This window comes from Streptomyces californicus (assembly GCF_000717645.1).
Classification (GTDB): Bacteria; Actinomycetota; Actinomycetes; order Streptomycetales; family Streptomycetaceae; genus Streptomyces; species Streptomyces californicus.
Map to the genome: position 1 here is coordinate 1 of NZ_JNZZ01000005.1, position 22,275 is coordinate 22,275.

General features: G+C 73.4%; 3 protein-coding genes. All 3 read right to left on the reverse strand.

The window, feature by feature from the left end; genetic code table 11:
• The coding region (locus tag IF19_RS0108260) for a peptidoglycan recognition protein family protein (RefSeq protein WP_030289918.1) at nucleotides 1–349 on the reverse strand (349 nt) is incomplete at its 3' end.
• Nucleotides 350–811: 462 nt separating this feature from the next.
• A complete protein-coding gene (locus IF19_RS0108265; RefSeq protein WP_030277942.1) occupies nucleotides 812–2,563 on the reverse strand; it encodes a hypothetical protein in 1,752 nt (583 codons plus the stop codon).
• Between the two features lie 106 nt (nucleotides 2,564–2,669).
• The gene (locus IF19_RS0108270) at nucleotides 2,670–22,253 is read right to left on the reverse strand and encodes a glycosyltransferase (RefSeq protein WP_030277943.1); all 19,584 of its coding nucleotides are present in this window, start codon (nucleotides 22,251–22,253) and stop codon (nucleotides 2,670–2,672) included.
• Nucleotides 22,254–22,275: the final 22 nt, after the last annotated feature.

The following is a 22,275-nucleotide window of genomic DNA, read 5'->3' on the forward strand; positions in this document are numbered from 1 at the left end:
CCTCGTTGTCCGGAGGCAGCGCCTTCTCCGCGATGACGGCGCGCAGGACGTCGTCGTCGCCGAGTCCGGCGTGGTTGGCCCGGCCGTTCCCGACGAGGTAGACCGTGCCGTCCTTGGCGATCACGCCGTGGCAGAGCGGACCGGGCAGGGCGGAGTGGCCGTTGTAGCAGAGCTCGACGGAGGACGAGGTGCCCGAGGTCACGGTGTGGTGGATCATCACCCCGTGCGTCGGACCCCACGGTCCCTTGTGATTGCGGTTGTTGGTGCGCCAGCTCCGATGCTCGACGACGTGGAGTCCTTCGTCGCGGAGGGCTTTGAGCAGCTTGTCGGCGGACAACGGCGTCGCCATCGCGGCGCTCCTTTCCCTGGTGGTGCGTCAGTTCACGCGGGTGCTGCGGCGTGCGGGCGGCCGGGCCGGTGATGGGGCGGAGGCCCGGGAGCAGCGACCGCCGCGCCGGCCGCCGGTGCGGTCGAGAGCGCTCTCGGTCGGGGATGCCGCCACCGGCCCTCCTGATCGTTTTGCCCGCTTCCACGCCCTGCCGAACGTCCCGCCGGGCGGAAGGTTTCGCCTTTCCCGAACTCGCGGCCGGGTATGCCCGAACTCCTGCCCGAGGCAGGGGTGTCGCGCAGACGCGACGTTCCCGGCCAGGGCGTCCGGGCGGTGCCGTGCCGCCGCACCTCGCGCTCCCCGCGCGCCCCCTCCTCACCTCCGTGCACGCCCCGCACGCGCGTCCGTACGCGCCTCGGCCTCGCACACCGCCCGGAGCGGGACGGGTGCGGGGCCGAGGGGAGGCGGAGCCGGCAGGAGTGCTCAGCCGGTGCAGGTCGCCTTGATCGCCGAGATCGCGTGGTGCTCGTAGTGGCTGTCCTGCCCGCGGTCGTGGATGCGGACGGAGAGCTTCTTGGCGTCGACGGGGAACGTGCCCGGCACGTTGTACCACGTGCCCCGACGGCTCTGCTGGTTGACGGAGAAGGAGCCCACCAGGTTGTTCGAACGCGGCAGGAACCGGTCGTACACCGTGTAGTGGCTCGGGTTGCCGCCGACCCGCACGATGTCCGAACTGCCCGGCACATGGACGGAGATGCTGCACTTCCGGGCGGAGTCGGGCAGGTCGAACAGCCAGGTCGCCGAGCCGCCCGAGTCCTTGGAGGAGCTGCCGGACATCGGCATGGAGAGGTACTTGCCCGCGCAGCCGTAGCCGCCGAAGCCGCCGCTGTGGGTGGCCCAGCCCTCCTTGCCGTCGTTGTAGTACCCGTCCCGCTGGAAGCGCTGGGTGGGGCACTCGGGGCCGGACACCCCGCTGTACACGACGGCGGGCGCCGACTTGGGCTGCGTCGTGGGCTGCGACTGGGGCGCGGTGTCCGTCGCGGGGGCCTTGGCGGAGCCGCCCGAGCCCGAGGCCGCCGGAGCCTTCGAGCCGCTGCCGCTCTTCTCCGTCGAGCCGGACGTGCCCGTGGAACCCTTCGCCGCCTTCGCGTCCTTGGAGCCCTTGCCGTCCCCCTCGGCCTTCGTGCCGGGGGCCCCGTCGGCCCGGTGCGGACCGGCGCCCGTGTCCGTGCGGACGTGGTTGGCGGGGCCCTTGTCGCCCCGGACCGGGGGAGCCCCCTTCTCGGACGCGCCGGGAGCCCGTATGCCGTCGGGGCTCGCCGGGTCGGTGCCCGGTACGTACCCGCCCTCCTGGCCGTCCTGCTTCCACGCGGCCGCCGCAGCCGTGCGCGTGGGCTCGGCGTCGTCCTTCTGGGCGGCCGCCACCACGAACGGGGTCCCGAGCAGCAGCGCACCGGCGAAGGCGGCGGCGACCACCATGGGACGCGACACCCGGCCGGGGCGCTCCGGCGCACCGCCCTCCGCCGCCGCCGCGCTGTCGGGCGGGCCGGCGGCCGCCGTGGCGGTGACGGCGGTGGCAGCGGGGACGGCGGCCGTGGCGGTGGCACCGGACGCGGCGGTCCCGGCGGCGGCAGCGGTACCGGCAGCGGTCGCGGCACCCGCCCCGGCTGCCTCGGCGGAGGACTCCCGGGAGGCCGGGCCGCCGGACGCGGTGTTCGCGACGGCGGGCTCGGTGGCCCCGTCGCCGGTCGCCTTGGGGCCTTCGGCCTGTGCGGCCGTGGGCGGCGCGGGAGACGCCGTACTCGCCGACGTCTCGGCCGTCTCCCCGGCGGCCACCGTCGCCGGGGCGGTCGTGGTCGTCGCCGCCACCGCGGTCGTGGTGGTCGTCTCCGCGGCCTCTTCCCGGGCGGTCGCCGCCTCCGCGCCCTCGGGCTCCTCCCCGGCCCCGGGCGGGGTCCGGCCGATGGAGACGCCGACCGCGTGCACGACCGCCGGAGGCTCGGCCTCCCGCTCCCCGGCCTCCTCCGGGCCGGACGCCGACGAGGTGGGGGTCCGCGTGCCGCCCTCGTCACCACCGTCGACCGCGGTGTCGCCGCCCTCCGTCACCGTGCGCGCCGACGGCGCGCCGATGCTGCCCGGGGCCGCGCCACCGGCACGGACCGGGGCGGCTCCGTCCGGGGCCGCTTCCCGGCCGTCGTCGGCCGCGTTCTCCTCGCTCGACCGCTCGTGCTTCACAGGTCGCCCTTCTTTCCCGCCATCGGTTCTCCGACTCTCTCTGCGTTCTCTTCGATCACGCCGGGGCAGGTCCGGTTCCCTTCCCCGCCCACAACGTGACGCGTGTTCAGTTTTCGTACGCCTGATTCTCGCTCTCGGGCGTCAGCCAGTCGATCCCGTCGTGGAAGGCCGCACCCTGGCGCTGGAACAGCGGGTACTCGCCCCGCTCCAGCGCGTTCACCCCGAACTCGGCGGCCATGTGCTCGGCGAGCACCTGCATCAGCGGGAACGGTCCTGTGGCCACCGGTGCCGCCATCTTCAGATCCTCGTCGCCGCTGACCTTGCGCAGTTGGTCGACGGCATGCACGATCATCCGCTCCATGAAGGAGGACGACGGCGGCGCGATGACGAAGTGGTTGCCGTACGAGCCGTCTTCCAGCAGGTGGGTGACCGCGCGGCGGACGTCGTCGGCGTGCGACGTTCCGGTCGCGGGCGGGGCAGGAGTGCCGTTTCTTGACGCGATCTCCCTCAGGGTCGTGTTCAGCCCCGACCTGTCTCGGATGAGCGGGCCGAGCACCGGCGGATCGTTCGGGCGGAGCAGGGGCGTGTTCGCGTCGGAGAGCACGAGGCTTCCGGGGCCCAGGTCCACGTCGGCGTACACCCCGCCACGCGCCTGGAGGACGCTGTACCGCGCCAGGTCGGAAGCGAGCGGATAGGCGCCCGCCTCGCTGGCGTCATCGAAGACCGCCGCCAAACGCGGATCGATGACGGGGGCGAGCTCCTGCCGGAACAGTCCCGGGGTGGTTCTGATGGCGAGCCGGGTGGAGAGGCTCAGGCTGGTCCGCGAGTCCGTCCACAGGTTCACCGTCCAGCGGCCCGCACGGGCCGCCGCGGCCCATCGGGTGATGTTCTCGAAGGCGGCGGACGGCAGATCACCGCCGAGCCAGACGAAGTGGACCTCCTTGGGTACGGGAAGCGCCGGCTCCGTGGTCGCCGCTGCGAACTGGGCCGCGTCGTTCTCCAGTTGTGCCAGGTAGCCGGGCGGGGGGTCCATGGCGCGCAAGCGCCGCAGAAGCAGCGCCACCGCGTCGTGGCCCTGGCTCAACAGCGTGTCGAACACATACGCGCGTACCAGGTCCGCGCCTTCCTCGGCGGCGTCCAACTCCCGCTTGACCGCCTGGTCCCCTGCGCCCTGCGTGTACGTGATGCCGAGCGGCCGCTCCGGGGGTGGCGGAGCCTGGGTCTCGGCCGCCACGGGGGCTGCCTCGGCCTGGGTGGTCTGCTCGGTCTGGGGGGTCTGCTCGGGAACGGCCTGCCCCGGTGCGGTCTGCTCCGGGACGGGCTGCCCGGTCGCCGCCGTTTCCCCGGCTTCGGCGGGCGCGTCGCCCGTGGCCGGTCGCGAGGTCGTGTTGAGCGTCTCGAAGATCATGTCCGCGAGGGAGCGGGGCGGTCGCTCCGCCTCCGCCCGCGGCGTGGGGGACGTGACGGCACGGGTCTCCACGCCTTCGCCCACCACGACCCATGCGCCGCGGCGCATGGCGATCGGATCCGCGAGCAGGCCCAGCACACCCGACGCGCCTTCGGCGTCGCGGGACGGCGTGGCGTGGCCCACTTCGGTGTCCGGCGCGTACCAGAGGCGTCCGGGCAGGGCGCGGGCGGCGTCCAGCGCCACGCTGGCGCCGTCGCCACCGCGGATCTTCGCCGTCTCGCACGCGACCAGGACGACCGGGGCCGGGGGCTGTGCCGGGTCTCTGAGCGTCTCGATGAAGCGCGCCAACTGCGCGCCGTCGACGACCAGCGGCTTCGCGCCCGCCAGCGTGAGCTCGACGCCGTCCTCCGTGCCGTGCGCGTCGAAGAACAGCGGGGTGACCGGCTCCCGCGCGTCCCGCGCCGCCGCGTCGGAGTGCCAGGGGACCTCTCCGGCGGCGGAGTCCGTCGTGCTGTCGGTGTCGAGGACGAAGTCCCCGTCCTCGGTGGTCCGGTAGTGCGCGAACAGGGCCTCGTCCGCACGGTACGCGGCGTAGAAGTCCCGCCGTGGCGCCCAGTCCTGCGCCGAGTGGGAGGCGTAGCCCAGGGTCCGGCCGTCGGCACCGCGGATCACCGTGAGGCCCTCGTACACCTGGCTGTAGGAGACCTGGCGCCCGTCGTTGCCGGTGAGCACGGCGTCCGGCGTCGCGCCGGCGGGCGGAGAGGTCAGCAGAGAGGTGGCCGAGTGCAGGAGGGGGCCCTCTCCGGCCGAGGTGTCGGACCGGCTGTTGGTGAAGAACTTCCGGGTCCCGGAGGACGGCCCGGCGTCGTCGCCGCCGTCCAGGTGGTTGCTCCGGATCGTGCCGGTGATGCTGCTGCCGATCCTCTTCAACTGCGCGCGCAGGGTGCCCGAACGCCGGAGCGTGTTCTCCGCCGGTTGCTCCGTCCCGTGGAGGGAGGCGGTCTCCTGGTTCTCGCTCTCGGGGGTCACCCACGCCAGTTCGCTCCAGCGGTCCCGTGCTGCTTCCGTGGGTCTGAACCGGGCGGCTCCTCTCGTCTCTCCGTAGCTCGCCGTGTCGTTCCTCCTCATCCACACACGGTTGTAGTCGTTGAGCCGACCGTCGATGAACGTCGGTCCCGTGATGTGCGCCACGTTCCGCTGCTGGATCTCGTTCAGCTTCTGCCCCCGTTCAAGACCCGACAGGGAAGGCAGCTTGACGAGCTCCGTCAGCAGGTAGCCGAGGAAGGGGTTGGCCGGGTGGGCCGCGATCAACTGGTTGCCCAGTTCGCCCCTGTCGTACATCTCCACGGCCTTGGCGCGGACGGCCTCGGGAGTGATCTCCGCGTCCGGCGGAGCCTCCTGGCCGAGCACACTGGCCGCGTCGCGCAACCGGGGCCCGAACATGGGGAGGGTGTCGCCCGAAGGCATCTGCACGCCCTCGGCCGGCAGCACGAAGTTCCCGGGCGCCACGTCCACATCGAGGTACACGCCACCCTGCTGGTAGAGGATGGCGTAGCGGGCGGCGTCCGAGGCCAGCGCGAAGCTCCGGAGCTCCTGGCCCTTTTCGTACAGGTTTCCGGCCCGCGACAGCACCGGGTCCGTGTACCGGCCGAGTCGCTTCGTGCCGAACACGGTGTCCACCGGTGGGCTCGACACTCCGTGCGGGGCGAGCTCCTCCAGAAAGTCCTTGTTGGCGGCGCGTCCGTTCTTGTCCGTCCATATACGCATGTCCCAGCCGGAGTTCTCGGCCATGCCCGCCCAGGTCCGAAGGTTGTCGCGGGCGGCTGTCGTCATCTCACCGCCCAGCCAGATGAAGTTCAGACGCTTCGGGATCGACGTCGCCTCACCCTGGTGGCCGCCCATCGCCAGCCGGAGAGGCTCGGCGGACGAGGTCTGCGCGGGCTCGGTGTTCAGCATCAGGTCCGCGTCCCGCAGCACGTCCGCGCCGTCGCCGGGCCTCGGCCCGCCGTCGGTCATGCTGTTGTTCCGGGTGCGCGCGGGGCGCAGGCGGGTTCCGTCCTCGCCGCCCCGCACACCGAGGGCCTTCTCCGCGTAGCGGCTGAAGAGGCGGACCTGGAGTTCGCGTTGGTAGATCTCCTTCAGGACGTCCTTCTGCTCCAGGTCGATCTTTCGCTGCCTCTCCCGCCATGCGTCGGTGTCGGGCACACGGGGAAGCCGGTCGAACTCCTCCTGGGTCCGCACCGTGACGGTCTCCACATAGCGCAGTTCGTGGCGCTGTCCGCCGGGAACGGCCGTGTAGACGACGACGTCCAGGCCGTCGATCTCGCCGCTCTCGATGCGCTTCCTGGCCTCGGGCCACTCCGTGGTGGTGAGGACGCTGGAGTCGTGGATTCCGTCCAGCACGTGGGCGGTGACCCGGTTCGTGAGGCTCTGGGCGTAGGTGCGGGACAACCGGTGCCACAGTTCGGCCATGGTCGGGGAGGCGTCCCAGCGGGGCAGACCGAATCCGAGGCCGTCGAAGATGTAGCCCTGGACCGACGATTCCAAGGCCACGCCGGTCCCGACGTTGGCCGTGCTGATCGCTTCGGCCGCACCCATCTTCGACCAGATCTGGCCGTGCTGGGCGGATGCTGCGGCGCGTGCGCCCAGAATCCCGTCGAATCCCGCGGTGTCCTGCTGCCGGACGAACCACGTGTAGTTCAGTTGGTGGCCCATCACCTCCGCGGACTGGAAGCCCTTCATGATCGCGTCGACGGCGGGCTCGTCGACCTCGTTCCCGTCCTGGCGTCCGGCCAGAGACGTGTCCAGGTCCGATTCCACGGTCGTCAGCCAGTCGGCTATGCCCCGCTTGAACTCCTCGTTCCTCGCCAGCGGTTTGATCGCTTCGATGCGGTCCCACAGTTCCCTTCGCTGCCGGCCGAACTCCTCCTTCGCCTTCAGCACGGCGTCCTCGTGTGCTGCTCCGGCTGGTTCCGAGGCTTCCCGCAGGGCCGCGTCCGCGCCGTCCTCGGCGGGGGTGTTCAGCAGCAGCAAGCCCGAGCGCCGCGCCCGGGTGGAATCCGACGAGGGTTTCGTCCCTCCGTCGGCGAGCGTGGTGCCCTCCTCGCCTTCCCGGCTGAGCAGGGCGTCCAGCGGGTCGGGCTCGCTCGCGGTCACCCACCGCCCCTGCCGCCCGGTCGCCGGGTCCTGGAGCAGGGCCAGCACGCCGGTCGCCCCACCCGTGCCGGGCCCGGTCACATGGCCGACCGCGACGTCGGGGGCGTACCAGCGGCGTCCGGGCACCGCTCGCGCGGCGTCGGTGACGACGCTCCCGCCGTCCGTGGAGCGGGTGGCCGCGGTGTTGCACGCCACGAGCACCACCGGGGCGGGCGGCTGGTCGGGGTCGGTCAGCGTCTCCATGAAGCGGGCGAACTGGGCGCCGTCCACCACCAGCGGCAGCTCGCCGTCGACGTGGAGTTTGACGCCGTGCTCGGAGCCGTGCGCGTCGAAGAAGATCGGCTGGGGGGCCTGCCGCTGATCGGCGGGGGCGCCCGCTCCGGTGGCCTTCGCGGGGCCGGTGTCCGTGCCGGTACCGATGCCGGTGTCCGTGCTGGTGCTGGTGTCGGTGGAGGCGTGGGTGCCGGCGTGCCAGGGGACGGTGCGAGGAGCCGCAGGGTGCTCGGCGACGGGGGCGAAAGCGCCCTTGCCCTCCGGCCGGTAGGCCGCGTACTTCCGCTGGTCGGCGCGGTAGTTGGCGTAGAAGTCCTTGCGCGGGGCCCAGTCCCTGTCGCTGTGCGACGCGTACCCGATGGTGTTGCCCTCGAAGTCCTTGATCGTTCGGAGGCTCTGCCGCATCCGCTCGAAGGAGACGGTCCGGCCGTCCTTGCCGACGAGTACGTCCTTCGACGCCCCGCCCTCCTGGTCGAGGAGGTCCGTCGCCGGGTCGAAGCCGGTCAGCAGGGTGCCCTCGTTCGGCAGCGTCGGGTCCTGGTCCGGGCCCGAGGGGCCGCCGCCCCACCGCCGCACGCTCGCCAACTTCTTGATGGTGCCGCCGAGGCGTTTGACCAGCGTTCCCTGCCGTTCGGCCGGGGTCGTGGTGGTGGGGACCTCCTGGTTCTCGCTCTCGGTGGTCAGCCACTCCAGCCGTGTCCAGTCCGCCCAGTCCTCCGTTCGGACCCGGTACTGGTTGCTCGGAGCGGGGGCGAACCTCCGCTTGGCCACCGCCTTGCCGCTCTCCGCGGCCGGGGCGTTCGCCTGGCTCGTGGCCGCCGCCTCGGAGGGGAACGTCGCCGCGTGCTCCATGAACTGCCGTACGAGGTAGTGCGGGCCGGTCCTGCTGGCCACGTTCTTCGACTTCATGTCCGCCACGAGCAGGCCCTTGGCGTACGCCTCCTTGACGTGGAAGTCAGGGAGGTTGCGCAGAACCTGTCGCATGAACGGGCTTCCGGGATGCGCGACGATGAAGTGGTTCCCGAAGTCACCCGCGGCGAAGGCCATGTCGGCGGCCTGCTGAATCTGCTCCTCGGTGGGGTCGGCGTCGTCGGGGAGGTCGAGCCTCCTCCGCACGCTCTTCATGTCCTGGAGCAGCGGGCCGAACATCGGCAGGGTGTCCGGGCCCTTCGGCATCAACACGCCCTCGGGGCGCAGGTTCACGGCTCCCGGCCCGAGGTCCACGTCGAGATACACCCCGCCGTGCTTGTGGAGGAGTGCGTACCGGGCGATGTCGGAGGCCATGGCATAGCTCTCGAGGCCGAGAGCCTCCTTGTACAGCGTCTGCGCCTTGGAGAGCGGGTTCTTCTGCAGGATGAGCGCCGGGTCCTTCGCGAACAGGTTCTTGACCTTGCCGTGTCGCGTGTCCCCCGCTTCCGCGGAGCTCTGCAGGAACCGCTCGTTCTTCTGGCCGGCGGCGGAGTCCGTCCAGAGGGTCACCGTCCACCCGGCGGCCTTGGCCCTGGCCGCCCATGCCTGGATGTTGTCGCGGGCGGCCGTGGTCAACTTGCCGCCGAGCCAGATGAAGTTGAGCTCCCTGGGCACCGCCGTGACGGGGCCGGTGCCGTGCCCGATGTAGTAGACCGGGCCCCCGGTGTCCACCGTGCGGACCGGCGCCACCGTACTCGGCTCGGTGGAGGCCGCGGTGTCGGGCAGTTCGGTGATCTCCGAGTCGGTGTTGAGGAGGAGGGCGTCCTGCGGGCGCGGGACGGCGGGCCGGTACAGATCGTCCGCGAGGTGCAGCACCACGCCCGAGCGTCCGTCCGCGTCCAGGGGGCTGAACGTGACGTGGTGCAGATCCGTGTGGACCACGGTGACCGGCACCCCGAGCACCCGGGCCGCGAGCAGGGCGGCCAGGTCCCCGGCCGAGTGGTTCCAGCCCGCGTCCTTGCGGTCGCCGGTCCGCTGGTCGCCGGGGCGCAGCAGGGTCCTGCGGGCCAGCTCCAGGCGCTGGTCCGGGGTGAGCCGGTCGGCCACCGTCCGGGGGAGGCGGTGACGGGAGGCGGCGTGCTCGTCGGCTTCGAGCTGGGTGAGCACGATACCCGCGTCGTCCAACTCCTGTGCGGTGAAGCGCTCCTGGGGGTCAATGGCGAGGAACGGGGCGATCTCGTCGCGGTCGGCCGTCAGCCGGTCGGCCAGGCGCTGCCGCAGGTGCTGGACGTCGGCGGCGGAGACCTCCCGCCCGTGGGGGTGGAGCCCCAGCTCGGCGAGGACCTCCGGGTGGGCCCGCTCGACCGCGTCGAGGAGAGAGCGGTGGAAGCTCGTTCCGCGGTCGAGGTGGGCGGATCCGGTGGAGGGCGGGTCCTGAAGCTGGAGGACACGGCCGTCCGGGTCCGTCAGGGCGAGCGGCCGCCCTTCGGCGTCCTTGTCCGTGGTGGTGTACGGGGCGGGCACGGACGTGTCCGTGGGCCGGACGTAGCCGGCGGGCTCCGCGACCGGGTGCCAGGGGGTGACGGCGAGGGGGGCGCGGCCTGCGGGGAGCGGCGCGAGAAGGGGGCGGACGGCCGCGTCCACGGCCTCGAAGTTCGTTCGGACGAAGCCGAGTTCGCGGTAGTGGGCGGTCAGCCGCTCGGCCGCCTTGTCGTAGGCGGCCCGGGTGGTGCGTACGGCGGCTTCGATCGCCTCGGCCCGCTCCGGGGCCACGTCGCGGGCCACGGCCTTCCCGCTGCGGGCCGCCCTGAGCAGCGCGGCGTCCAGCTCCTGCCGGGCGGTCCGTGCGGCCTCCAGCGATGTCCGGTACTTCGTGTCCGCCGCCCGCAGGTGCTCCGCCCAGGCGGCAGCCTTCGCGTGCTCCAGACGTACGGGCTGCGCGTCCGGCAACGGCGCGGTCTCGTTCAGCCAGAACGCCGTGCGGTCCGTGACGTCGTCGCGGCCGGCGGCGGGCTCGGTGGAGGGGCCCTCGTGCGAGGCGGCGGCGAGGAGTTCGGAGAGCGGCGGGTAGCCGGGCACCGTGGCCGGGGGCTCCGCGGGGGCCGTCGTGGTGTCGGTCTCCGCGGCCTTGCCCTTGCCCGTCGCTGTGGCCGTGGTGGACGTCTCCGTGTCCTCCGGCGTGCTCACCGCCGCTTCCGGCTCGGTCCAGGGGACCGGAGCCGCGTCGGCGGACCCGGGGCCGGTGAGCGTGTAGTGCTCGACGGCCTTCCAGGCGGCCTCGGACGCCCCGGCGAGGTTCCGCTCGGCGGTGGCGAGGTCACGGCGCTGGTTGGCCAGGTCCCGCTGGACCTCGGCGTACCGGGTGCGGACGGCGGCGAGTTCGCCGCGCGTGGCGAGGAGTTGGTCGCCCGTGGGCGGCGGGGCCGTGGGGAGGTCGCCGGTGGGCGGCGGGGGCGTGAGGAGTTCGCCGAGCCGGGCCCGGAGCGCGGTGATCTCACCGGCGAGCGAGCGCAGGCGCTGTTCGGTCGTGCCCGCCTCCTTCGCGGCCGTGACGTACTTCTCGGTCTGCTCCTTGACGACGGTGGCCGCCGCCTCGACCTCGGGCGGCAGCAGCCCGTGCTCCCGGGCGACGTCGAACGACACCCACATCGTCACCCCGTCCGCCACCGTGTGCTCGACGGTGACCGGCGGGCGGTTGCCCGGCCTGAGCGGCGCCGGGACGAGCGGCATGTCCGCGATCCGGTGCGACGCCTTCGCCGTCTGGACCACGTGCAGGGGAGCCTGGACGAGCACGGCGCCGCCGGCGAACGGCTTCAGCGTCGTCAGCGCGGAGGTCCGGCGGTCGGCGGCGCTGCCCGCCGCCTCGGAGTCCGTCCAGCCCGGGAGCGCGGCGTTGCTCTGGATCAGGGGAGCCGGCTGGAAGCTCGGCCCCACCGTCATCGCCGGGGCGTGGCTGTCCGTGGTGTCCCCGGTGTACGTGTCGTTCTCCGAGGTCCGCCGGCTGCCGCCGAGCCCCGCCTGCGCGTCCACCGCGAGCAGCTTGGCCTGCGAGAGGTCGACGTCCGCGGAGATCGTGAGGACGGCGTCGGTGCCGCCGACCGCCGACGTCGTGTCGTGGAGGACGAGGGTCATGCTGTCGCGGACCATCTGCGGCAGGTAGGCGCTCAGCACATCGGTGCTGATGCCCCCCTTGAGGGCCTCCCCGGCGGCGGTGCCGGGTCGCGTCAGCAGCGACTTCCGCACGTAGCGGCCGTGGGCGTCGGCGGGCATGGGGGTGGGGCCGTCGGTCTTCGTGCCGCGCCCCTTGACCGCGGCGTCGAGGGCGTAGGCGGCGGCGTCCCGGAGCGTCGTGATGCCGCCGACCGTGGTCACCACGACGCTCTCCGGGCCGGCGGCGAACAGCTTCTTGCCCGCCGCCCCGCGCTCCCGCAGCGCCACGTTCGGCGTGCGCTCCGGCGGCAGCATGATCGGGCGAGGGGCCTGTTGTACGGCGTCGGCGGCGGGGGCCGCCGTCGTCGCGGTCTTCGAGGCGGTCGTCTTCGCCCCGGCCGTCGTCTTCGCCCCGGCCGTCGTCTTCGCCCCGGCCGTCGAGGCCGGTCCGGTCGTCGTGGCCGGTCCTGCCGTCGCGGCCGTCGCCTGCGGGCGGGCGAGGCTCAGGGGCATGACCACCTCGGCGTCGCCGACGGCATACGTGCGCGTCACCACCGCCCCGTCGGGCAGCTCCAGGGTGAAGGTGGCCTCGAACGTGGTCGTGCCGGTCACCACCGGTCCCTCGAAGGCCACTTGGGCGCTGACGGCGTCGGTGACCGCGTGGGCCAGGGCGCCCGAACGCGAGGACCCCGCCTTGTCGTCGAGGGTGAAGGCGCCGTTGCGGACCAACGATTCGTTCTGCACGCCGGGCGCCTCGGTGACCCGGACGCCCGCCTCGTGCCCGCGCGCCAGCTTCTCGGTGACGGTGTCCGTCGTGGAGGTGGGGCGGGCGACGGTCGGCTTCACGTCGTGGCGCAGCGGGCCGGGGGTGAAGCCGGTGCGCCGCAGCGTCACCGTGAGGCTGGCGTCCCGGGACGGCCCGATCTTGTTTCGGGCGAGCCGCAGGGAGGTGCCGCCGTTCTCCATGCCCGTCTGCAGGGCGCGCATGCCGGACGGCGACATGGTGGTCATCTGCCGTGCCAGTCCGCCGAGTTGGTCGGCGAGCAGGCTCTTCGGGCCGAGCCAGCTCCGGTGCTGCGGCAGGGTCTTGAGCAGGTGTTCCGTGAACGTCGTGACCGCCGGGGCCATGTCGATCCGGCCGACCGTGATCGTGCCGTGCGCCGCGGCGCCCGTGGTGGTGAAGAGCTGCTGGGACGGCGGCGCGGTGAGACCGTCGTCGAACAGCCCGGCCTTCCGGGCCTCCTCCAGCGGCACCCAGACGAGCACGCCGTCCGGGACTTCCACGATCCGGCCCGCGGGCTTGCTGCCGCTGACCAGTTCCACGGGCCCCTGGAGCAGGCCGGAGGGCTGGGAGCGGGCCGCGAGGTGCCACGCCACGTCGGCGCTGACCAGCGCCATCGGCCCGGTGTACTGGACCGTGTGGGCCGGGTTGGCGGAGAAGGTGGCGGCCTCGGTCGCCGTCCTGGTGCGCTGGAACGGCGTCCAGGTCGCCCCGTAGGTGCCGGCGGTCTGGAACGTGTCGGTGTGCTTGGCCCGGAACGCGCCCAGGAGGTTGACGGTGTGGCTGCTGACCTTGGCGACCGAGTGTCCGGCCCCGGCCGTCCCCGATCCGATGGCGGAGAGGGCCAGGTCGCCGGAGTCGACGACGGCGATCACACGCGGCCCGCGGAGCTGGGGCCAGGCGCTGACGGAGGCGGTGATGTCGGTGACCGGCGTGCGCCCGAACAGGTCGCTGACGTGTTTCCCGGTCTGCGCCGCGTCGCTGAAGTCCGCCTCGTTGCGGCCGACCGCGAACGCCTCGGCGAGCGCCCCGGAGGCGGGCGTCCCGTCGGTTCCGTAGACCCAGGAATTGCCGGAGACGGAGGCGAGCAGCTCCCTGAGGTGCCGCTGCACGAGCTCCGGCGAGGTCACGTTCTGCACGGAGTGCAGGCCGTCGAAGAGCGGGTGGGCCGTCCAGTCGCCCGGGGGGACGGGCTTTCCGGAGGAGAGCAGCTCGGCCATGGCCGGGGCCATGTCCGTGACCGTCGGGGCGGTCATCGGGCGTTCGACGGGCAGCGCGGACGGCACGGACAGCGACGCGGGCACGGCGATGGTCACCCGCCCGGCGACGGGAGGCGGGGCGGTGACCGTACCGGTCGGCGCGTCCTGCCCGGTCGGGTTTGTGGGCGCGGTGCGCAGCAGGTCGACGGTGTCGGCGTCCGGTCTCACGAACCAGCCCGTGGCCAGCAGTTCGCCGGTCAGCGTACGGAAGAGCTGGCGCGGCCGGGTGAAGCCGGTGGCCTCCGCGCTGAAGTCCAGGTGGTACGACCACAGGTGCTGCGGTCCGGAGCTGGTGATGCCGCCGTCCGGCGTCAGCGTCGGACCGTACGTCATGCCGTACGCGGTCTGCCGGCCGTACCGGTAGCCGACGCTGCCGGTACCGCCGAAGCGATCGATCCCGGTCAGCCCCACGTCGACTCCGGCGGTCCAGCCGTGCGTGCGGGTGGTCGCGCTGTCCGCGCGGCGGGTGGAGAGGAGGTTGTTGGCCACGCCCAGGTCGTGGTGGGTGCCCAGGAACTGGCGGTCGGTGGCCTGCGCGCGCACGGTGACGACGACGTACCGCTTGGTGAAGGTGTCGAGCCGTTCGAGCTGGATGCGCATCCCGGTGGAGATCAGCCGGTCGAGGGAGCCCTCCAGCACCGTACGGGCGAGCGCCTGGCGCAGCAGGTGGGTGTTGCGCAGCGCGTTGTTGTACGCGCGGTCGCTGCCGCCGATGTGCGCGGTGTGCTCTCCGGGAGGCAGGACGAGGTCGGGGTAGGCCCGGTGGAGCCCTCCCTGGACGCGGTCGATCAGCGCGTCCGCGAGGGAGGTGTGGGCCACCGCTGTCGCCGTCGCACCGGCCGGCGCGAGGTCCACGACGGCGTGCAGCCCGAACGTCGCCGGGCCCGACGCGGACAGGTACGCGGGTGCGGGCGGCGCCTCGGCGGGCGGGAGCGGCGTGGTGCCGTCGTCCCAGCCGGCCAGCCTGCGCGCGTCGGCGCGCGGAAGCTGCACGGTGGCGTTGAGGAAGGTGCCGGCCTCGGCCGGGCCGGCGCCCTGGGCCCCGTCCCTCTGCTGGGCCGGTGCGGGGGCCTGCTGGGTCGACGCGGCAGCCTGCAGGACCGGTGCGGGAGCCTGCTGGGCCGGCGCGGGAGCCTGCCGGACCGGTGCGGGCGACTCCCACGCCCCGCCCTGGCGGCGCACCTCCAGTTTGAAGCGGACGTTGTACAGCCCCGAGTGGCCGCGGCTGTTGAGGGTGCGTACGGACTCGGCGGTGTTGCCGCTGTAGCTGCTCTCGGCCCGCTGGGTCGTCAGTCCGGCGGCCGCCGCGACCTGGAAGTTCAGGAGCTTGGGATCAGCGAGGGGGGTTACCTGGAGCCCGGCGGTGAGCGCGCCTCCCCAGCCCTGGGTGTTCTTCTTCTCCGTGGTGCCGGTGGAGCGCTGTGCGTCGGCCCTCTTGACCTCGGTCTTGTCGGAGGCGCTGATCAGGGTGGCGTCGACCGGGACGAGCCGCATCTCGACGGAGCCCAGCGACCGGTTGTTCAGGTCGGCGAAGAGCGGGGCCGTGACCACGGTCTCCCCGGAGCTCTGCGCGATCGCGGTCCGCAGGTTCTCCCCACTGAACAGGTCGGCCAGTTGGCGGCGGAGGAAGGTGCCGGGGGCGGCCTCGGGGAAGGCCCTGAGCGCCCAGTCCAGCAACCGGGTCCCGGTGGTGACGTTCAGCGGCGCGAGCAGGTGCGGCCGGGCGCCGGGGGCGAACGCGAAGGAGGTGGGCAGCCGGTCCGGGAGCGCCGGGTCGGTGACGCTGTCCGGGACGCGCCAGGCGACACCGTCCCGGACTTTGTAGTGCTGCCGGTCGGCGGTGCCCGGTCGCCCCTGCCGGCCGGCGGGCACCTCCTTGCCCTTCGCGTTCCAGGCGTGCGCGGACTCGGCCACGATGTGCAGGTCGCTCACGTGCAGGTGGCTGCCGTCCTTGCCGACCGTGGTCACGCTGGTCTGGGCGCGGCTCTCCTGCGTGTACGTGTACGCCGCCTCCATGCGCCGTGCGCTCAGTGAGACGGAACCGAGCGCGCCGAAGGGCGTCCCGGTGGCGGAGATCGGGACGGCCAGTCCGAAGGCGCGGGAGGTGCCGAGCGTCTTGGTCTCGGTCGCGCCGGGGCGGGCGCGCAGCTCGGTCTCGACCTTGACGGGGGCGTCGGCGGTGGCGGTGGTCTCGGTCTCGGCGGTCTTCGAGGCGTCGGCCTCGGGGGTGTCCGTTCTGGCCGTGTCCGTCTTGGCCGTGTCCGTCTTGGGCACATCCGTCTTGGGCACATCGGTCTTGGGTGCGGTGCTGGTCGCGGAGCCGCCGGCCCGGGGAGTATCGGTGCCGGCAGCGGTGGCCGGGCTGGTGACGCTCCCGCTGGTGCTCGGTGCCGGACGGGTCGTGTTCCCGGAGACGGCGAGCGGTGTCGGTTCGGCGAAGCGGCGCCAGTTCCCGTAACTGTCCAGGGAGAGAGTGACCTGCCGGGTGCCGCCGTCGGCGGTCGGCAGGACGAACGTCCGGGGTGCGAGCAGCGTGTGCGGGCTCTGGGTGAGCACCAGGTTCAGGGCGGCGACGCCGTCGGGGTGGAGCGACCAGCGCCTCGCGAGCGAGGTCAGGAGCTGGTCGACGCCCCGGAGGGTGATGTGCCCGTGCCCCTGGCCCTGCATCGAGGTGGGCACCATCGCGTTGTCGTCGAACGTCACGAAGGTGTCGGGCCGATCGGACGGCAGCGGGTGCACGCCCTCGGTCAGCAGCGGATCGGCGAGCGACACCTCCTGCCTGACGGGTTCACCGGGTCCGTTGATCCGGCGGTACACCTCGTCGCGCAGGGCCTCGTCGGTCGTCAGGTCGGGCCGGTCGCGCCGCGCGCGGTACATGCGCTGCTCGAACTCGTCGGCCGAGAGGGCGTCGAGAGCCCTGTCGCGGGCCGAGGGCCGTGGCTGCCGCTCCTCGGACGCGTCCTGCGGCCGGTGGCCGCCGCCGGAGGGCGCGTCCTGAGGCTCATCGCCGTCCTCGGACTCCCCGTTCTCCTTCGCGGGCCCGTCCTGGGGCTCCGTGTCCTCCTGCGCCCGGGTGTCCTCGGGCTTCCTGTTCTCCTGCGCCGAGGTGCCCTCGGGCTTCGTGCTCTCCTGACCTTGGCTCTCGGCGCGCTCGTCTCCGCCGGATTCCTCGTGCACCGAGGCGACGGACTCGTCGTCGTCGGAGCGGTGAGGGAGCTCGGCGTCCCGTTCGGACGCCGAGGAGGTCAGCGCGTCGTCCTCGGACTCCGTGCGGACCCGGCGGCTCTCGCGGCGGCTGCCCCGCGAGGACAACTCGTCGTGGTCGCGCGTGTGGGTGCTGAGGTCGTCCCGGTCCCGTGTGTGGGTGCTGAGGTCGTCCCGTACGGACAGGTCGTCCCGATCCTCGGAGCCCGTGGCGTCGTTCCGCTGCCGGGGGGCCTCCATGACCTGGTCGTCGGAGGAGACCGAGCCACGGCGGCTTCCCTCGGAACCCGTCGGGGTCCGGGGCCTCCCGCTGCTGCCGCCTCCCTCGTCGGAGTTCGTACGGGAGAAGGCGGAGGAGGAGGACGGGGCCGGGGAGGCGGCCCGGGACGGCACAGGCGTCGGCGTCGGTGAAGGGACCGGGGAGGCGGCCGAATCCGGCGTTGCCGGGACGGACGCCGGGGCGGGGTCGGGCCGCTGCCCCGGTACGGGCGCCGGGTTCTGGGCAGGCGTCGGTACGGGTATCGGGCCCTGGGCCTGCGTCGGTTCCGGTACGGGCACCGGGCGGGGCAGGTCCGTGCCCGGGGCGTCGGCGTGCTGCTCCGTCGTGGCGTCGTCCGCCGCCGGGGCCGGGGCCTCCTCGGTGACGGCGGTCAGGTCCCGCAGCCGTTCGACCAGGGAGCGGGCGTCACGGGCGGCCCGGGTGCGCACCTCCTCCGGGAGCCGGTCCAGCGAACGGTCGATGCGCCGGTCGAGGTCCCGCAGGCGGTCCGGCGTCCGCAGCTCCTGCTCCAGCCGCTCCTTCCCCTCCCGCCGCAGTCGCTCCGTCTCCGCGTCGTAATCGTCGAGGACCCGGTCGAGCGCCTGCGGGTCGTCGCCCGCCTCGTCGATCCTGCTCCGCCAGGCGTCCTGGCTCTCCGGGGTGCGCCGTGCCCCTTCGGGCCCGCCGTCCACGAGGGTGCCCAGCCGTCGCCCGCGCTCCAACTGCACCAAGCGATCCGCGTGTTCGTGCTCGACCGTCTGCCGCGCCGCGTCGTTCCCGGCCTGCGCGTGGCGGTCCGCCCACTGCCGCCGCTCCTCGCCGGACATCCCGGCGCGATCCCCGCCCTCGAACAACCGGTCGAGCCGGGCTTCCAGCTCCGGCAGATCGTGCGTGGAGTCGAGGAGGAGGCCGTCCGGCCGGGTGGGAGGCGGGGAGCCGTCGCCCTGCCCGTCCTGCGGCGGGGGCGGCTGCGTGGGCTCCTGCTGGGGGCCGCCCTCGCGCAGGGCGTCCAGCCTCCCCTGGAGCGCCGCCAGATCGGCCTCGCCGTTGAGCGTCGCGATACGGCGGGCGTACGGTGCGTCGACATCGCCGGACTGCGCCGGGTCCTCGAACCGGGCCTTCCAGGAGGCTAGTTCGGCCTCCGAGGCGCCGAGTTCCCGCAGCGTGGTGAGCCGCCGCACGGTCTCCAGCTCGGCGGCGTAGTCGGCCCGCACCCGCTGGTACTCGTCGGGCGTCGCCGCCTGCTCCAGTCGCTCCTCCCACGCGCGGAACCGCTCGCGCTCCATGCCCGCGGCCTCGGCGTCGGCCCGCCGGCTGTCGGCCAGCCGCTCCTCCAGCGCCTCGGGGGAGGCGTCGGCGCGGTCCTTCAGCTCGGCGCCGAGTGCGCCGAGCCGCTGCTCGAAGTCGTCCAGGAGCCGGGTCGTACGGCGCGGATCGCCGCCCAGCGCCGCTTCCTCGACGGCGAGGCCGTGGCGCAGCCACTCCGTACGGCGCATGCCCAACTGCGCCGCCCTGCCCTCGTATCCGCCGTCCATGTGGCGGCGGAACTGCTGGAGGCGCTCCCCAAGGCCGTGCAGCGCGACGAGGTCGCTCAGCTCCCGCAGGCCCTCGGCCGCTTCGGCGTGCCGGCCGGCCCGCAGGTCGTCCTGGACGCGCTCACCGAGCCGGTTCCGGGTCTCCCGGTCAACGCCCACGCGCCGCGCGTCCGCCAGCAGCGCATCGGTCTCCCGTGTCACGTCGGCGGCCAGCCTGCGCCGCTCCGCGGAGTTCAACGTCTGCGGCGCGTCCGGAAGTTCGGCGAGCAGGCTCACCGTGTCGTGGGCGGGTGCGGCGGTGTCGTCGAGGAGCGCCAGCAGCGCGTCGAGGTCGCCGTCGCCGTCGAAGCCCTCGGGGAAGGGCAGTTCGTCCGCCGACTCCGTACGCGGTCGGCCCGGCGAGTCGTCCGCGACCGGTCCGGGCACATCGCTCCCGGTCCGCTCCGTCTCCGGCCGGGCGCCCGGCTCGTGCTGGGGTACGTCGGGGAGGTCGAGGTCCGTCGCGTCCGTCCCGTCCGTCGTGGGCGGGCGGGAGCCCGGGAGGTCCTGCGGCACGTCGGGGAACAGAGTGTCGAGCGCGTCCGGGGTCATGGCCTCGTGGGCTGCGGACTCCGAGGCCGCGGACCTGGCGCCCGGCGGACGCGAACCAACCTGCACATCAGTAGAGTTGGGCTGCGCCGTGACCGGGCGGGACGGTCCGACGGGACCGCCCGAGACCGGGGGTCCGGCGATCTGGCCGGAGGCGCCGTGCGGGAGCCCGCTCCCGTCGCTCTCGGGCCCCGTCACCGTACCGTCGTGGTCCGGCCCGTCCGTCCCCTCCTCCTCCAGGGCCGCGCGGTACCGCTCGCGGAGATCGTCGACCCGCGCGGGCCTGCCGAACCCGTCGGGCCCGTCCTCGCGGAGCTTCTCCATCCGGGCCGCCAGATCGGCCTCCGTGGCGTCCGGGTCCGCCTCCTGCTGGGTCCTCAGCCGGTCCAGACGCTCCTGAAGGAGCCGGTCGGGGTCGTTCGGCGGGCGGTTCCCCGCATCCGAACCATCGGAACCACCGTTCCGGCCGGACGAGGACGAGGACGAGGACGAGGACGAGGGCATGCCCGAACCGTCGCCGGACGGCTGCGCGGGGTTGTGCCGCGGCACGTGCGGGAGGTCCGCCAGCAACCGCTGCTCCTCCGGCGTCAGCACCGGGCCCAGCGGGGTGTCCGGTACGTCGGGGAGGCCGGCGAGCAGTTGGTCCGGGTCCGTCGACGGCACCGCCCCCGGCGTCGTGTCGGGTACGTCGGGGAGGTCGGCGAGCACCGAGTCCAGGTCCGTGAGGCCCTGCCCCCCGTTCTCCGGGAGCAGGCCGGCGTCCGGGACCGGCGCCGGGTGCGGGCTCGGCGGGGCGTCGGGCACGTCCGGGAGGCTGTTCAGCAGGAGATCCAGCTCGGACACGGTGTTCGGCGGTGCGGAGGGCTCAGGCCCGGCAGGCCCGGGGGAGTCGTGGCCGTCGAAGCCGGGGGTGGTGTCCGCGTCGCCGCCGGAGCTGTCGGCGTCGGAGCCGTTGATGGTTTCCGGGCGGCCGCCCCCGTGCTGGACGTCGCCGCCCGGGTTCGCACCCCCGCGCGGGGCGTCGTCTGCGTGCGGGGTGTCGCTTCCGTTCGGGGTCTGGTTCCCGTTGGGGGTGTCGTTCCCGTTCGGGGTGGACGTGACGTCACCCTGGTGCGTGAAGTCGGCGCCGTTCGAGCTGGTGGCGAAGGACGGGGCGGTGGCCGTGGGCACGTCGGTCGGCGCGGTGCCGTCGTTCGCGTCGCCGTCCCCGTACAGCGTCCCGCTGTCCGAGAGGTCGTCCACGTCGAGGTAGTACAGGCTGTCGGTGTCCGACCCGGAGTCCGTGAGCGTCCGGTTGTCCGCGTCGTTCTTCGGGGAGGCGGAACCGTCGCGCACCGTGGGGCCGGACTCGGTGCTGGGCCGGGGCGTGGGGGCGGACGGGGCGGGCGCGTCCGAAGAGAAGGACGGCGGGCGCGGCGGCGGCGTGGCCGCGGGGCCCTGCACCAGGTTGTGCACCGACTGCAAGCCGTGGGCCACACCCCGGCCCATGATGCTGCCGGCGGCCCCCGCGGCCGCCGTCCAGCCGCTGACCGTGAACTGGTGGTCGGGCCCGAAGATCAGGTTGTACATGCCCTCGGTGACCACGGCGTGGGCCGTGTCCCCGGCCATCTCGCCGACGAAGTTGCCGATGTGGAAACCCATGTTCCCGCCGACGGTCCGGACGAACGAGCCGGGCAGATCGTGGGAGAGCGCCCGCACGCCGGCCTCGCCCAAGTCCTTCGCGAACGGCTTGAGAGCGTCGTCCAGCGAACGGGTGAGCCCCTGCCAATCGGCCTTGCCCGCCCAGTTCTTGACCAGCGACTCCCCGTACTCCCGCCCCAGGTTCTTGGCGGTCTCGTTGCCGAGCGCGCCGCCGAGATGCTTCTCGAAGGCGTTGGCGAAGTCCTTGACGACCTCCCGGCCGACCGCACCGGCCGCCGAGCCCCGTATGCCGTCCGCGCCGAGCTGGTTCAGGGACTCGTTGGCTCGGCCCATGATGTTGCCCAGGCTCTCGCCGAGTTCACGGGCGGACTTCTCCGAGATCGTGTTGCCCGCGGCGCCGACCCCGGACCTCCCGCCGGCCCCGGCGACCCCGTCACCCGCACCGCTGACGCCCTTCCCGAGACCGTCGCCGACGCCGCTGACGCCCTTCCCGACGCCCTCGCCCAGACCGCCCGCGCCCTTGCCGGCCCCGGTTCCCGCAGCCCCCGCGCCCTTTCCGGCCCCGGCTCCTGCCGCCCCGGCTCCCTTACCGGCCCCGGCTCCTGCCGCCCCGGCACCCTTTCCCGCGCCGGCTCCTGCCGCCCCGGCACCTTTGCCGGCTCCAGCGCCCGCCGCCCCAGCCCCCTTACCGGCCCCTGCTCCCGCCGCGCCCGCGCCCTTGCCCAGGCCCGCGCCCGCGCCGCCCGCGCCCTTGCCACCGCCCGCCAGCCCTTTGGCCAGCACGTTCCCGGCGTCGTTGCCGAGGATCTTGCCGAGCCCCTTGCCGCCCAGGTTGCCGAGCAGCTTGCCGAACGCGCCGCCCAGCAGCGCGAACGGCCCGCCGAGCACACCGCCGATGGCCGCGAACTTCGCGGCGTCCTTGGTGAAGTCGGTGTTCCACTCCGTACGGTCGCCCCGGCCCATCTGCGTGAGCTGGAGGATGCTGTCGAGCAGCAGACCGCCGACGAGACCGGTGATGGTCTGCATGACGATCTGGGCCACCAGGAACTTGAGGATCAGCAGCGCCATGGCCCGGAACGCGCCGATCGCCGCCGCCGCCCAGATCTCCGACAGCCCGGCGGTCAACGGCATCAGCGCCTGGGCCAGCGCGATCTGCACGACCAGCAGCGCGAGTTGGCCGAAGATCATCCATTTCGTGTACTCGATGTCGGCTGCCGTCTTGTGCGCGTTCTTCGACAGCTTCATGGCGTCCTCGTGCGCCCTGTCGAGAATGCTCTGGTTGCCGTTCGTCATCTCGACGAACTGCCGCGCGTACGCGACGAACTCCGTCGCGGTCTGGCCCTCGAAGTCCTCGTCGACGCGGCTGACGACCTGCCGCAGAAGCTCCTCGACCTCCTGGAACTTCTCCGCCATCAAACGGTAGTCGTCGCTGACCAGCCGCAGGGAGTCCTCGTTCGCCTGCGGGAAGGGCATCCCGGTCAGGGTCTTGAGGAGCGTCGCCCAGCCTTCGGGGACCTCGATGGCCATGGTGTGGTGGAGTGCCTTCGGA

What these genes read in the sequence shown, in the direction of transcription:
- IF19_RS0108270 (WP_030277943.1), bottom strand. Translation starts at nt 22,253, where the DNA reads ATGGCCATCGAGGTCCCCGAAGGCTGGGCGACGCTCCTCAAGACCCTG.